The organism is Enterococcus sp. DIV1375a (assembly GCF_051712205.1).
GTDB lineage: Bacteria > Bacillota > Bacilli > Lactobacillales > Enterococcaceae > Enterococcus > Enterococcus faecalis.
Genome location: NZ_JBIOOM010000001.1, coordinates 2093987 through 2107907, shown reverse-complemented (window position 1 = coordinate 2107907; position 13921 = coordinate 2093987). Strand labels below are relative to the sequence as shown.

13 protein-coding genes and 1 pseudogene are annotated in these 13921 nt (G+C 35.1%); 7 read left to right on the top strand and 7 right to left on the bottom strand.

Translation table 11 applies throughout. The features are described from left to right. The first annotated feature begins 13 nt into the window (after positions 1–13). Positions 14–2623 carry an SF1B family DNA helicase RecD2 gene (gene recD2 / locus IGJ63_RS10240; RefSeq protein WP_002370508.1) on the top strand — a complete coding sequence of 870 codons (2610 nt, stop codon included), beginning with the start codon at positions 14–16 and terminating at the stop codon, positions 2621–2623. Positions 2624–2689: 66 nt separating this feature from the next. Here recD2 and IGJ63_RS10235 read toward each other — a convergent pair whose 3' ends face one another. From IGJ63_RS10235 to IGJ63_RS10220, 4 genes are all read right to left on the bottom strand, one after another. Continuing rightward, positions 2690–3649, bottom strand: a complete 960-nt coding sequence (locus IGJ63_RS10235; RefSeq protein WP_002356498.1) for a diacylglycerol/lipid kinase family protein — start codon at positions 3647–3649, stop codon at positions 2690–2692. 309 nt (positions 3650–3958) lie between these two features. After that, entirely contained in the window at positions 3959–5089 is a 1131-nt protein-coding gene (locus tag IGJ63_RS10230; RefSeq protein ID WP_070363886.1) for a tyrosine-type recombinase/integrase, read from the bottom strand. Positions 5090–5165: 76 nt separating this feature from the next. Continuing rightward, entirely contained in the window at positions 5166–6176 is a 1011-nt protein-coding gene (locus IGJ63_RS10225) for an LPXTG cell wall anchor domain-containing protein (protein ID WP_070363885.1), read from the bottom strand. Positions 6177–6430: 254 nt separating this feature from the next. Next, complete coding sequence (locus IGJ63_RS10220) at positions 6431–7177, bottom strand: helix-turn-helix domain-containing protein (RefSeq protein WP_438746431.1); 747 nt, start codon at positions 7175–7177, stop codon at positions 6431–6433. A 161-nt stretch (positions 7178–7338) separates the two neighbouring features. Between IGJ63_RS10220 and IGJ63_RS10215 the strand changes: the two genes are divergently transcribed. Further along, positions 7339–7572, top strand: coding sequence for a helix-turn-helix transcriptional regulator (locus IGJ63_RS10215; protein WP_128704547.1), 234 nt, complete (start codon positions 7339–7341; stop codon positions 7570–7572). An 88-nt stretch (positions 7573–7660) separates the two neighbouring features. On the opposite strand, the gene IGJ63_RS10210 is transcribed toward IGJ63_RS10215, so the two are convergent. Continuing rightward, positions 7661–7921, bottom strand: coding sequence for a hypothetical protein (locus IGJ63_RS10210; protein ID WP_143484130.1), 261 nt, complete (start codon positions 7919–7921; stop codon positions 7661–7663). Between the two features lie 368 nt (positions 7922–8289). Further along, positions 8290–8496, bottom strand: coding sequence for a hypothetical protein (locus tag IGJ63_RS10205; RefSeq protein WP_101732122.1), 207 nt, complete (start codon positions 8494–8496; stop codon positions 8290–8292). A 102-nt stretch (positions 8497–8598) separates the two neighbouring features. On the opposite strand from IGJ63_RS10205, the gene IGJ63_RS10200 reads away from it, so the two are divergent. Then, on the top strand, positions 8599–8799 hold the full coding sequence (locus IGJ63_RS10200; protein WP_070363880.1) for a hypothetical protein: 201 nt from the start codon (positions 8599–8601) through the stop codon (positions 8797–8799). 305 nt (positions 8800–9104) lie between these two features. Beyond that, complete coding sequence (locus IGJ63_RS10195) at positions 9105–9371, top strand: hypothetical protein (protein WP_438746427.1); 267 nt, start codon at positions 9105–9107, stop codon at positions 9369–9371. A 34-nt stretch (positions 9372–9405) separates the two neighbouring features. Here the strand turns inward: IGJ63_RS10195 and IGJ63_RS10190 are convergent. Next, positions 9406–10567: pseudogene (locus tag IGJ63_RS10190) on the bottom strand (IS3 family transposase). A 466-nt stretch (positions 10568–11033) separates the two neighbouring features. Here IGJ63_RS10190 and IGJ63_RS10185 point away from each other — a divergent pair. The 3 genes from IGJ63_RS10185 to IGJ63_RS10175 all read left to right on the top strand — a co-directional run bounded on the left by IGJ63_RS10185 (position 11034) and on the right by IGJ63_RS10175 (position 13908). Continuing rightward, a complete protein-coding gene (locus IGJ63_RS10185; RefSeq protein WP_192189386.1) occupies positions 11034–11450 on the top strand; it encodes an ArpU family phage packaging/lysis transcriptional regulator in 417 nt (138 codons plus the stop codon). Between the two features lie 1708 nt (positions 11451–13158). Beyond that, positions 13159–13245, top strand: coding sequence for a putative holin-like toxin (locus tag IGJ63_RS10180; protein ID WP_219376566.1), 87 nt, complete (start codon positions 13159–13161; stop codon positions 13243–13245). Between the two features lie 435 nt (positions 13246–13680). Next, positions 13681–13908 carry a hypothetical protein gene (locus tag IGJ63_RS10175; RefSeq protein WP_438746424.1) on the top strand — a complete coding sequence of 76 codons (228 nt, stop codon included), beginning with the start codon at positions 13681–13683 and terminating at the stop codon, positions 13906–13908. The last annotated feature ends 13 nt before the right edge of the window (positions 13909–13921 follow it).

Below are 13921 nucleotides of genomic sequence, written 5' to 3'. Positions count from 1 at the left end.
AGGAGGGCTTGTAGTGGTAACACTTTTTGGTGAGGACGAAGAAAAAGCCTTTATTGTTGGGACTGTACAAGCAATCTTTTTTGAAAATCCCAGTAATTTTTATAAAGTTGTTCTTGTAAATGTGACCGATACAAATACAGATTATTTAGAAAAAGAAATTGTAGTAACTGGAAGTTTTGGCCAAGTTCAAGAAGAGGAACCCTATCGTTTCTTTGGTCATTTTGTGGACCATCCTCGTTATGGCAGACAGTTTCAGGTGGATAGTTATCAGCAAGAAAGACCGACTTCGGCTAGTGGGGTGGTTAACTATTTATCAAGTGACAAATTTCCTGGCATTGGTAAACGAACCGCTGAAAAAATTGTTGAAGTATTAGGGGAAAGTGCGATTGACCGAATTATTGATGATCCTAGTGTTTTGGAAGAAGTTACTGTTTTAAATGAAAAAAAACGTCAAGTAATCGTCGAAACAATTCGCTTGAATCATGGGATGGAGCAAGTGATTGTGGGACTAAATCGATACGGCTTCGGTAGTCAGTTAGCTTTTTCAATTTATCAAACCTATCAAGAAGAAACCCTTTCTGTGATTCAAGAAAATCCTTATCAGTTAGTTGAAGATATTGAGGGAGTCGGATTTAAACGAGCGGACAATATTGCTGAACAAATCGGCATTCAGGCGGATTCTGCTGTTCGAATTCGAGCGGCGATTTTACATGAAGTGTTTGAACACTCTATTCGCTCAGGCAATACGTATGTTCAAGCAGATGTTTTATTAGAAGAAGCGATTCGGACCTTGGAAGCAAGTCGCCCAGTGGAAATCTCACCTGATCAAGTGGCCAATGAAATCATTACGTTAGTCGAACATGGAAAAATCCAACAAGAAGAGACTAAACTTTTTGAGAACAGTCTCTATTTTTCTGAATGGGGCATTGGTACTTCGATTCAGCGTTTACTTTCTCGTAAAAAAGAAATTCATTATGAGGAAGAAGAAGTCCAAAAAAATATCCGAATGATTGAGAAACGTTTAAATATTCAGTATGGCGACTCGCAACAAGCAGCGATTGAAGAAGCGATTAAATCGCCGTTATTTATTTTAACTGGAGGGCCCGGAACAGGGAAAACAACTGTTATTAATGGGATTGTCTCGTTGTTTGCGGAACTAAATGGTCTTTCATTAGATCTCAAAGACTATACGCAGGAGATGTTTCCAATCTTGCTAGCGGCGCCAACTGGGCGAGCAGCGAAACGTATGAACGAAACGACAGGTTTACCTGCAAGTACCATCCATCGTTTGTTAGGCTTGACAGGCCGTGAAAAAAATCCGAGTTTAACCGCCAAAGAATTAGAAGGTGGTTTGCTAATTGTAGATGAAATGTCAATGGTGGATACTTGGTTAGCCAATACGTTATTAAAAGCTATTCCGACAAACATGCAAGTGATTTTTGTTGGTGATAAGGATCAGCTACCGTCTGTCGGTCCAGGTCAAGTCTTACATGACTTATTGCAAATTAACGAAATTCCCAAATGTGAATTAAACGAAATTTATCGTCAAGGAGACGGTTCAAGTATTATTCCTCTTGCCCATGAAATTAAAGAAGGAAAGTTGCCTGCTGATTTTCAAAAAAATCAAAAGGATCGCTCGTTCTTTGCAAGTGATATTGGTCATATTGAAGAATACATTCGACAAATCGTCACAAAGGCAAAAGCAAAAGGGTTTACGCCACAAGATATCCAAGTTTTAGCGCCAATGTATCGTGGCGCAGCTGGCATTGATGCCTTGAATAAGATGATGCAAGAAATCTTCAATCCAAATGAGGGGAAGAAAAAAGAAGTCAAGTGGAATGACACCGTCTATCGGATCGGGGACAAAGTTTTGCAACTAGTCAATACGCCAGAATTAAATGTGTTCAATGGAGATATGGGAGAAATCGTCGGAATTACTTTAGCCAAAGACTCAGAGGACAAAGTGGACGAGTTGGTTTTACAGTTTGATAATAATGAAGTAACGTATAAAAGAAATGAATGGAATAAAATTACGCTATCGTATTGTTGTTCGATTCATAAAGCGCAAGGTAGTGAATTCCGCATGGTGTTACTGCCAATGGTTCATCAGTATAGCCGAATGCTGCAACGAAATTTGTTGTATACAGCAGTGACACGTAGTAAAGAATTATTAATTCTATTAGGTGAGGTTTCTGCTTTTGAAACATGTGTCAAAAACGAATCGGCTAGTCGCATGACGATGCTAAAAGAACGAATCGTGAACGCAGAACAAATGACCTTAACGACTAGAACTCAGTTAGAAGCCTATGAAGAAGGTTTAACGGCAGACCATCCATTTACTGAAAAGGAAACAAAAGCTGTCTCTTATGAAACTGAACAGCAATCAACGAAAGCCAATCAGATCAAAGAAACAGACGAGCAATTAGTTGAAACAACGGTACAAGAAGTTTCACTATTTGCTGATGAAGGGGAAGAGTCAACCCCAGAAACAGCAAATAAAGCGACAAAAGTTGTCGAAGAACCATTACCAAAAGAACCACGACTAACAGTCGAAATTATTCAAACAAATGCTGTTGATCCAATGATTGGAATGAAGGATACGACGCCTTATCAATTTCTGTGAGAAAAGGAAAGAGTGCCATAAGTCGTTTTGACTTATGGCACTCTTTTTCAACCTTAAGGGACTCAGTTAAAACCAAAACAAACGTTTTTGTGTGGTATAAACCATATCAATACTTCGTTTGCCTAAAATCTCGCCATCTGCGTGAATGGTTTGTGGAATCGTCGAAACAATTCGAATTTTGCTTGATTGAAAATGATGAAAATGCTTAGATTTCCCTTGTTTTTGGCGAAGCAATAGGAAAATAAGCCACAAAATTTTAAAAATATTGATTCGTTCCACGACAACTAAGTCCACGACTGCTTTGCGAGGATTGGCCGTCGGCATAATTGATACGCCCCCGCCAAAATAAGGATGATTTGTGACCGTACATAGGAAAGCACGATTAAATGTGTATTGTTTACCATTCATTTCAACTAAAATTGGAAAGCCTTTTTGTTTAAAAAAGACATGAATGATTGAAGAAATATAGGAAAGCGAGCCAAGCTTAAATTTATTTAAGGCTTTTTTTGATGACGATTCGTTGGTTTTTTCCACGATTGCCGCATCTAACCCTAAGCCAACATTATTGGTGGCTAAGCCGATTTCTTCTTGGTTGGCTTCTACATAATGAATCGTTTGAATTTCTTTTGGTCGTCTGGTGCGCAGGATTTGATGCAATGCTTTATCAATATTTCTTGATAATCCCACCCCTCGTGCAAAATCATTTCCAGAGCCGCATGGAATATAGCTTAAAGGAATAGCTGAATCATATGGAAGTAATGAATTAATGACATTATGTAGTGTGCCATCGCCGCCTAGCACGACTAGGATTGGAAAAGTTGAAACGTCTAAGTCTTCAGACCAAGGAAGTAAAGTTGTTTCTGCAAGTTCCTTCGTCAATTCTTTTTCATGTCCAGCGTAATCAGTGTAAAGAGCCGTATATTTAAGTTCTTGTTGCTTGAGTTGTTGAATCACTTTTCTAGCGACTTTTCGGCCATTGCCGCTACTTGCCTGCTCGTTGATAATAAGATAGTAGTGAATGTTCATTGAGCTCCTCCTTTGAATCGCTATTGTCCATTATACCAGAGGGAGGAACTTCTGCGAATAAAGATTGCTTAAAAAAGTAAAAAATGACTAGAAAAAGGCACGAAACAATGCATGAGAGGTGAAAACTGCAAATAAGTGCAAAGTAAAACAGGGCTTTCATTGACTATTTTGACGTTCCATATTAGAATGTGAACTGTTGCAATTGTAACCAAGGTTCATCAACCGTATAGCGTAAATTGCTGAAAACCTTTATAAATAAGGGTTTGTATCGATGTTTTAAATTGTTTGCCACAAATTTGCCACAAAAAATTATAAAAAATTTTCGTATCTTGAAATGGAATCTGTTTCCATTTTTTTAGATACGTGTAGATAAACGTTTGCGGTCATATTGATCGTGTGATGGCCTAAGCGTTCTGAAACAAATTTTATATTAGAACCACTTTCTAAAAGATGAACTGCGTGCGAATGTCTTAGCGCATGTGGTGATAATTTAGGAATATCTGCTAATGTACATATTGTCGTAAAATACGTTCTGTAATTACACTGTTTTAAGAAGTCGCCTTTTGAATCTGTGAATACAAACTCTTTATTCAATATGAAAGCGTTTGATTTTAAAGAGTGTTCAATTTTCTTTATTTTAAAGCTTTTCAAGAGTTCAATACATTTTGTATCAAGCATAATTGTTCGATAGCTTGATATGGTTTTGGGTGTGGTAATAAAATTTTGATTGTTTTCACGGTATAGAGTTTTGTTCACTGTGAGTTTATCTTCTGTAACATCTTCCCATTTTAATGCTAACGCTTCACCTAGCCTTAATCCAGTTCGAGCAAGTAAAAAAGTAAGTACATAATATTGATAGTTAATAAAAGGTTTTGTCCCTTTATAAGATTCAGCAGTGACTAAAAGAGTTTGTAACTCTCTTTTTTCAAAGAACTGAATCGCTGTTTTTCTCTTTTCAGTTTTAGGATATTTAATATTTTTCATAGGGTTAGAATCTATTAATTTAAAATCGTTAACTGCATCCTCTAAAGCACTATTAAAAGTTGAACAATAGGATTTGGCTGATTCAATTGATAGATGAGTACACATTTCGTTTACCCAATTTATACAATCTATACGACGAATTTCGGTTATTTTATAATAAGCAAATTGGGGTAGAATGTGTAAACGAATTGCTCTATTTAATTTTGCCAAGGTTGATTTTTTTACTTGTTTTTCTTTTAGTTTTATCCAACTATTCAAATATTCCTGAACTAAAATATCCTTGTTGTGTTGTACAACTAGTCCTGAATTTAGCTTTCTTTCTAGCTCGTTTGCTGCAGCTTGTGCATCCCTTTTTGTTCTAAATCCGCTTTTTGAAACTTCTCTGAATTTTCCATTTTCTTTGTATCGAATGCGATAGCGCCATTTTCCATTAGGCTGTTGTTTAATACTTGCCATAGTTAAATTACCTCACTTTCTTAAAGAACTTATGTTCGTTTTTTGCTTTTTAAGAAAAGCCCGAAGGCTTTTCTTGTTATCCAATTTTTTTAATTAATATAAAAGCACTAGATACTAAAAGGAAAAATAATCCAACAATAGGTAAAGTATGATTGCCTTTTTCTCCAGTTTTTGGCAAAGTAGCTTTAGATGCTGAATTTGGCATTGTTTTAGCTTCTTTTTGTGACAATGTGTTTACATTAGATATTTCATTTTGAACAGGTACATTATTTGCTGTTGAATTAACGGTTACAGAATTTTCAGTGTTTTCTGTTGAAAGTGATGATGCAGGATTACCAATAGTTACTGTTGTTTGTATTGTTGTTTCGGGATTGTTTTTATCAGTAAATGAAACATTATATTGCCCTGGCAATGAACAATTAATTACTTCGATATTTTTATTAGCATTTCCTTGTGCAAGAGTTAAGCCAAGTTTTTGGGCTTGCGAAATTGTCATTAACTGAATATTATTTAAATTTGCTGTTCCAAGTAATGCATCAAGATCAGTATGATAAACTTTTGAATTTTGTTGCCCGTTTTTAGAAACATATGCATAGTTACTTGTTATAACAATATCTAAATTTGATTTATCTCCATATGTGTAACTAACTAAGCTTAATAAATCATTTTTTGTAAGTTTTACGCCATTTTCAACATTGTATTGACCGTTTTTAGCAGTCAAAAAAGGCTTTGGTACAGCGCTAGGTTTTTCTGTTGGTTCTGGAGTTGGGACAGTAGTTGGTTTTGTCGAGCTACTAGTACTTGAACTGTCAACGGAACTTGAAGATTGGGATTCAGTTGATGTTCTTGAACTATCGATAGTAGTACTATGCTCTGATTCTGCTTGAGTTGAAGAACTTGAACTAGTGTCAGTTTCAACGCTAGAGGATGTAGTGCTACTAGCTAAATCATTCGTTGTAGTAAAGGTACTATCTGTTGTAGCAATATTAGAATTTGTAGTCGAGCTGCTAGTCGTTTCCCCATATACAGTTTGCGATGAATAAATAAGTGATAAAAGAACAACAGATGATAATAAAATTTTTTTCATATAAAAATTCCTCATTTCTAAAAAATATTTATATAAAAACCACCTAGCCAAATTGGTCAGGTGGTTCTTTTTCGTTAACATAAAACCACTTTCCAAAGTTTCTGATTAGTCGTTTTTTAGTTATATTTATTTTTTTCTGCTTGTCTCTTGTTTTCCATAAGATAACAGAGATGTTAGTAATCAAAACTAGTAAAAAATAAGAATATAAGGGGCTATTTTAAAAAATAGTATTAAATATTCTAAAAATTTTTCCATTACATAACCACTTTTCCAACGATTCTGAATTCATCATTTTCAGTAATGATAATGTCTTTGTACTTTTTATTGAATGATTCTAATCTAACAAAGTTATTTTCAAACCAGATTCGTTTTAAAAACGATTCACCGTTTACAATAACAACGCCGATGTTACCGCTATAAATCTCTGACTGCCGTTTTACAAAAACGTAATCGTTATCATGGAAGATAGGTTCCATAGAATTGCCATTAACACTTAAACAAAAATCAGCTTCATCTGGTATCTGTTCAATAGGTAACTCTATTTCTTCACAAGTCTCATCTGTTAAAAATTCGCCTGTTCCTGCAGACACAGCCCCATACCATTTTGTAGTCCCGTAAACTGTTTCTTCTTCTTTTTTCTTTCTAAATTGTTCTAAAGAAGTGATGGGGTTATTTTCTCGTTTAATCTCTTGTTCTTGCTCTTTCAATTGATTATCTGCAAAATCATAAACTTTTTGTTGGCGAGATGGTGTGAGTTGATTGTAGACAGGTAAGACGTCTAAGGTATTTTTATAAATAGATTGCCCCGACAACCAAGCCATATCCACTTGAAAATAGTTTGCAAGTAAACCTACTAATTGTAGCTTGGGTGATCTTTCACCATTTTCATATCTTGATAAAGTTGTTTTAGTTGTACCTATATTTTTTGCCAATTCTTCTAAAGTTATTCCTTTTTCTATTCGTAATTCTTTAAGCCTTTCTGGAAATAACTTCTCATTCATATTTTATCACCTCCAAATTTTCTTTACAATACAAAGTATAATGCGATAAGTACAAAAAGTAAATAAAAAAGTTACCAAATGGTAAAAAAAGTGTTGACATTGGTAAAAAGTGTAGTATACTCAATTTGTAACCGAATGGTAACTCAAGGAGGTGAGATTAAATGGAAAAAGCTTTTAATCGATTAAAAGGCTTAAGAGCAGAAAGAGGTTTAACACAAGTTGATATGGCAAAATTGTTAGGTATGAACCCCGTTACTTATAGAAAAAAAGAAAATGGAGAACGTGATTTTACGTTAAAAGAAGTTGCTAAAGCGCAAGAAGTATTGGAGATTGATCCTCAGTACTATTTTTTTTATAAATTTAGTAACCAAACGGTAACAGGTCGGCCGGCATAGGAGGTGAGAGGAATGGAAATTGAAGAAAATAAAATAACCATTCCCATGAAAAATGGCGTGTGGGAATGGTCGTTACATGGTTTTGGTTTTAAGAAAGGTCAAACTCAAAACGGTTAGGACTAATTTCTTTTAACGGATAGTTCGTATAATAGGTAACTTTGCCTTCGGTAACACCCGAAAATACCAATATGCATACACCGTTAGAGTATTCAATGAAACTACCTTTAAAAGATGGCGTATCAATGATGTTATGTTTAGCATCATCATCGCTCTTAACGAAAGGTGTTTCAATAAAATGTTCACTGTCTTTGAAATGATATTCGTGTTTTAACTCACTATTGATATTCATAATATTTTCACCACCTTATCAGTTATTTCAGTGGACCACTCACTGATAAAGAAATTTTATCAAAAGGAATAAATAAAAATCAACCAACTTAGGAGGTGAGAAGGATGTTAGAACAATCTGATAATTTGTTAAAAGTAACAGTAAAAAACGTCAAGAAAATCCAGTACGTGGAGCGCATTATGAAGTTAAAGTAAACGATTTAGTTTTAGGTAGAGGCATAAGTAAAGTTACTTTTGATATGCCAGCTGGTGGACGTCCTAAGATGATAATTGAAGCATATCCAGATGAAATTATTTTCGATGAATTACGAACGGAAATCAAACTAAAACCGCTAGGACAATTTGAAGATAGTCCAGCGGCGGAATAAACTATTTCATAATTATGATTGGAGCTTTTCCATCGTAGTAGACGTCTGTTTCTTGAATTTCTTTTGGATTGGTAGTTGCAAAGTAATTCACAGTATCTGCTACGTCTTGTTGATTAAAATGTTCTAGATAGTATTCAGTAGTTTTATCTTTAGGAGCATTTTTGTAAAGTTCCATAATTTCATTGGCAATAGATTGCTTATAAGCCATGAAAATCACCACCTTATCAGTTATTTCAGTGGACCACTCACTGACAAGGAAATTTTATCAAAAGGAATGAATGAAAATCAACCAGCTTAGGAGGTAATAGAGATGATAAAAATTAATAGAAGTAATTCAAAAAGTGGAAGTAATTATGATGCTAATAGTATTGAAGAAGCTCAAAAAATCGTGAGTGAACTGATAGATAAAGATACAGTTACAATCACGATTAAACAAAAAGAGTGTGAAGAAGGAGAACCTGTGACAGCTAACGGCGATAAATTTTCTGACGTAAATAATCACTATCGCTAGAAGTAAACAGACCTTCGTAGTTCGAGGTCAATCCGCCAATAAACAGTCGGTCTTGTTTGGTGATTACCTGAAAAAACGAATCTCTGATTTGTATAATTGTTTTGTTTGACAAGATTATCCATACGTTAGGCTGTATCTGAATAAAGTCTTTTGAAACACTCTGAATAATGGATTGAAGCGAATTAGCGTTTGAAGCTCTTTCTAATTCAACAGAAACAATATATTTTTCCATATATATTTCACCTCCTTGGGCTAATTTTATCAAGAGGTGGGAATCAAAACAACCAGCATAGGAGGTGAGAGGGATGGATAAAAATCAACAAGAAGCAAAAGAAACTAGAAACATATTTGAAGGACGTAGCTTCAAATATCCACCAGTCTCAAAGGAAGAGTACATTAAAGCATATGAAGAATATGTTAAGCGATGTTCAGAAAAGCATTTAAATGTAACAACTCTTGAAGAATATACGAAAATTGCTGTTGAAACAGATGAAGAAAACCCGAAAACAATCGCAGTTATCACTGCTGATGATATTGAACCATGCGAAGGTTTTCGAGTTCGAATTGGATAGATGTCAATAAAGTAGACACAAAAAGAGAAGATACTTAAAGACATTCAAAGTACAGAGCCTCCTTTTCATTTGGTGTAAGCATATCTAAGGTGCCATGAGGAGAGGACGTTTGGTGTTATAGAATCCTTCAATGTAAGCGAAACAAGCTAACCGTACTTCTTCGATTGAATGAAATGAACGGCGGTTTAATTCTTCTTTTTTCATATATTTAAAAAAAGCTTCGGTGACAGCGTTATCCCACGGATAACCTGGTTTAGAAAGAGAATGGACAATCGGATGATTCTCTATAAACTTTCTAAATTCTAAAGAGGTATATTGAGAACCTTGATCTGTATGAAAAAGCACCGAATTCATTGGTTTTCGAGAGTGAATGGCTTTGTCTACTGTTTGAGTGGCTAGTCTTGTATTCATTGTTGCTCCTACGGTCCAAGCAATTACTTTTCTAGAATATAAGTCTAAAATGACACACAAATACACAAATGTTTTCTTCCCGATGGGGATATAAGAAAAATCACTTGTCCAAACTTGGTTTGGAGCAGGTGGATTGAACGCTTGTTTTAGATGATTTGGGCGTGTCAAAGAAACCTTATTTTTCTTTTTTTTGAAAACAGGTTTTATTGTAGACATTTTTGGTAGGTTCATTGATTTCATCAAGCGATAAACTCGGCCAATACTAATTGAAATGCCATAATCACGCAAAAGAATTCGGCGTATCTTTGCAGCGCCAAGACGTTTTTGAGAAGAAGTATAAATTTCTAAAATTATTTTTCTTAAGCGTTGATTTTCTTTTGTTCTTGGGGCTACTTTTCCAGAAAAGCGTTTGTAATAGGTGGAACGATTGACTTTGAGTACGCGACAGAGTGTAACAATACTGTGTTCATATCGAAGAATGTGTATGGCTTTTAATCGTTCGTCAAACGAGGCGTGAATATGGCAATCGCTTTTTTTAGGATTAAATTTTCCTCCTCGAGCTGCGCATTTCGTTTTTGTAGCTGTTTGATCTGACGAGCCGTAAGGATCGTGTCATCGTCAATTTTTACTTCAGAATATTGTTTGACCCAACGAGCAATTGAAGAAAGAGCAATGCCGTACTCTTTAGATAAAGCATTTTGAGTTTTACCACTTTCGTGAAGTTTCACAATGGATTTTTTAAACTCTTCATCAAATTTACGTGGTGATTTTCTGTTGTTTCCCATATTAAAAAGTCCTTTCAAAATTTGTGTCTATTTATTTAAGAGTATATCAAAAAATGTGTCCACTTTATTAGGATACATGCATTCCTATCAAGGCTATTGAGTGTATAAGCTTTGAAGAGATAACGCAGACCAAACTAGCTGATTTTTGCAACTAACAAAAAAGTCAACCGACCACTGGTTGACTAAGAAGAATATTTTACCAGAAAAGTGGTAGCTTGTGATATGCGAGGTTACTTTACCCCAAACATTGGTCACAATAAAAATATTTTATCATAAATAGAAAAACTCAACTAGTTTTTTTCTAGTCGAGTTTTCTAGATGACACCACTCAAGATGAATTGAGTTGTCCATATTATATCATGATGAAATATGAAATTTCAATAAGAGTAAATAAAAAAGTCGGATTGCTCCGACTGTGAGTAATGTTTTCGACATAGTTATTATACCACAAAAGGAGCGATTCCACTTGATTCAATTGCTAAAAGAAGTAGATTTTCGACAAACAAAAGCGAATGCTAGAAATGTGTTGAAGAATTTTAGACGTTTAGAGCGAATAGCTGGTCGCTCTTTGATAGATTTAAAATCACCAATTATTACAGATATGCCTAAAAGCCAAAGTCATGGGAACAAAGCAGAAGATGCACTGGTACAATTAGCAGATGCAGAAGCAGAAAGAGATGCAATTTTATCTGCGCTTATGGCATTAAGCCTAACTAGCAGACAAATTTTACATTATAGTTTTTGTGTGCAGGACCGTTACTCTAATTACAAGATAGCTAGGGAAGTTGGCTATTCTGAAAGAAGTATTCAACGAATGAAATCAGAGGCTTTAATTGAATTTGCCGAAGCGTATCGAAATGGAAAAATAATTGCATATAAATAAAATTTTTGGCGGTTTTTTGGCGGAAAGTTGGCGGTTTTTATCAATATTTAGATGTTATTATGGTAGTGTCGAAAGATAAGGAAACGAGGTAAGGCATGCATTACCTATCTTAGCTCCGTTTCGCTTATCTTTTGAGGCTACCTACAAAAAAAATAAAGAATAAGGATGTGGAAAGTCCAGTTCTTTCTGTCTCGTTTAGTCATAGGTAGCAAATATTGCAATAAACTTGGCATGAAGCTTACACGTAGACGTACGCTGAAAGCAATTGTCAAGATAGCGCTATGTAAGTTGCAATGATCACTCACAAATCATACGTTCTCAAACTAAAAGAAATGGGGTGTAATTCCTCTCTCTTTTTTCTACAGGTTTGTGAGTGATTACTATTAAAAATTGAAAAATCAATAGATTTAAACCTAGTGAAGAGCATTTGAACAATGTGCTAGGGTAGTATGGGATAAGTCGATAACTAAAATGAATTGGGATACTGATTGATTTTAGTGGTGGATTTTACAGCAATGTAAAAAGGACTAATAGTAAAAGCTATTAATCGTAAAGTACTACGTGGAATTTGTGCAGGTGTAAGGTACGAAACTTTCGGGCGTGACAATAGACGCTCCAGTGGAGAATAATCTAAGTTAGGTGGAAGTGTGAGAAGCTTGGCAGACCTTAGAAACCTCAAACCAAGCGCTTTGCAGAGAAACTGAGAAATCAGTGTTTAACGAAAGAAGTCGGTACGAGTAGCTTAATGCAGCAATTTATTTACAGATGACAAAATAATAAAAATGGGACTCTTATGTAAATGCTGAATGTTCAAGTGAAAGTTATTAGCCAGTAGAGCTAGATCATACAGAAAAAGCAAAGAGAAGCTATTGGGTAGCGCCCGATAGTTCAGCCTCTTTGGGTATGTGACCGAATAACACTGTAAACAAAGGAAGCAGGAAGAAAAGCCTAAATCTGTTGATTTTTGAGTTTTTAAATAGGGAGGTTAATGCCATGAAAACAGGCTTTTTCAAAACAAAATATCGTACAGAAAAAGGTTTATTTACGTGTAAGTGGTTAATGTTGTTAGGTAAATGCTTTTTTGTAAAACACAAGAAAGTAGCTTAAAAAGCTATTTTCCCTATTAATTATTTTCTGTATTTTGAATTATCGCTGTGGCGGAACAGGTAGACGCTCGTACGTGAGATTAGACATTGGAACAACGTATAAGTTCGTATGTAGGGCTTTGGCCCATCGGGTAAATCTAATCATGCAAGGTGCAAATCCTTGCCAGCGATATTGAGTTTGCGGTAAATCTCGACTGCCTGTAGCGAAAACCGTACAGAGATTGATCAGCAGTGATGGTATTCAAAGATATAAACCATTCTTATGCTGCTGGAATGACAATCTCAAAAATGGCATAGTGGGAAAATCCTTTCGGTTGGCGTGAAGCATCTGGGATGCAACGAGCATATAGCAAGATAAGAGGCAGGTTCGATTCCTGTCACGCCAATAGGTAGCTTTGCTACTTAAATAAAAGAATCATCAATAGATGTTTCTGCTACATTCACGTGAGGCACTAGCTTGCAAGTGCCTCTTTTTTATCTGGTAGAAGAATGAAAATTTATGTATAATAACGTTTGTAGAAAAGTGAAAAGATGGTGGCTAATCTCTTGAATAAAGGGGTGATGCCTATGGTTCATAGCTTTATCCCTAGAAGGGAGTAGGCATGTCTGTATTTGAAGCATTATCGCTAATGATTGCATTTGCGACATTGGTATTGCTGATTATAGACCATACGAACACAAAAAAATAACCATCTAACACTTTGACAGGTCGTAGATGGTTATCAAAACTAATTTATGACAGTCACCGTCTTTTTAACGGTTCTACATGGGGCGTGTTAGTAGCACGTCCTTTTTCTATATATATTATACCATGAAACAAAATAAATTCAATCGAGACTACTCAATGTAAGTGAGTGGTCTTTTTGTATTTTAAGAAAAGAGGTGAATCATATATGATTACAAGCGGCACTCTAAAGGTAGAAGAAATAAAAAAGCCACTAGACTATGGGTTCTAGTGGCTAGGTAGCAAATCTTTTTAATTGGATTGTTAGATAAAATTGAGGGTTGCAAAACATTTAATCAGCATCGATAAACTATTATTTATAAGGAGTTGCTACCTATCAATAGTATATCAAGAAATAATTTATTGAATCAAGTACATAAAAACAATTAGGAGAAAAAACATGAAAAGCTATTGGTATGTATCGCTAACACATAAATATCCACAGCCGAACCGCTCAACTGATTCAATGCGCGTTGTAATGTCTGTGCAGATAAAGAAGAATGCTTCCATTGTCGAAATGACAAGAGAAGCCACACCGAAAGAAATTGATGCGTGCAAGCTTGTTTATTGTGGGCATGGTAGTTGGGAAGATAAACATATACAAAAGAATATAGAGAAATACATTTAATTTACAAAACAAA

What these genes read in the sequence shown, in the direction of transcription:
- IGJ63_RS10215 (WP_128704547.1), top strand. Translation starts at nt 7,339, where the DNA reads ATGGAAAAAGCTTTTAATCGATTAAAAGGCTTAAGAGCAGAAAGAGGT.
- IGJ63_RS10180 (WP_219376566.1), top strand. Translation starts at nt 13,159, where the DNA reads ATGTCTGTATTTGAAGCATTATCGCTAATGATTGCATTTGCGACATTG.
- IGJ63_RS10210 (WP_143484130.1), bottom strand. Translation starts at nt 7,921, where the DNA reads ATGAATATCAATAGTGAGTTAAAACACGAATATCATTTCAAAGACAGT.
- IGJ63_RS10230 (WP_070363886.1), bottom strand. Translation starts at nt 5,089, where the DNA reads ATGGCAAGTATTAAACAACAGCCTAATGGAAAATGGCGCTATCGCATT.
- IGJ63_RS10205 (WP_101732122.1), bottom strand. Translation starts at nt 8,496, where the DNA reads ATGGCTTATAAGCAATCTATTGCCAATGAAATTATGGAACTTTACAAA.
- IGJ63_RS10175 (WP_438746424.1), top strand. Translation starts at nt 13,681, where the DNA reads ATGAAAAGCTATTGGTATGTATCGCTAACACATAAATATCCACAGCCG.
- IGJ63_RS10195 (WP_438746427.1), top strand. Translation starts at nt 9,105, where the DNA reads ATGGATAAAAATCAACAAGAAGCAAAAGAAACTAGAAACATATTTGAA.
- IGJ63_RS10220 (WP_438746431.1), bottom strand. Translation starts at nt 7,177, where the DNA reads ATGAATGAGAAGTTATTTCCAGAAAGGCTTAAAGAATTACGAATAGAA.
- IGJ63_RS10235 (WP_002356498.1), bottom strand. Translation starts at nt 3,649, where the DNA reads ATGAACATTCACTACTATCTTATTATCAACGAGCAGGCAAGTAGCGGC.
- IGJ63_RS10200 (WP_070363880.1), top strand. Translation starts at nt 8,599, where the DNA reads ATGATAAAAATTAATAGAAGTAATTCAAAAAGTGGAAGTAATTATGAT.
- IGJ63_RS10225 (WP_070363885.1), bottom strand. Translation starts at nt 6,176, where the DNA reads ATGAAAAAAATTTTATTATCATCTGTTGTTCTTTTATCACTTATTTAT.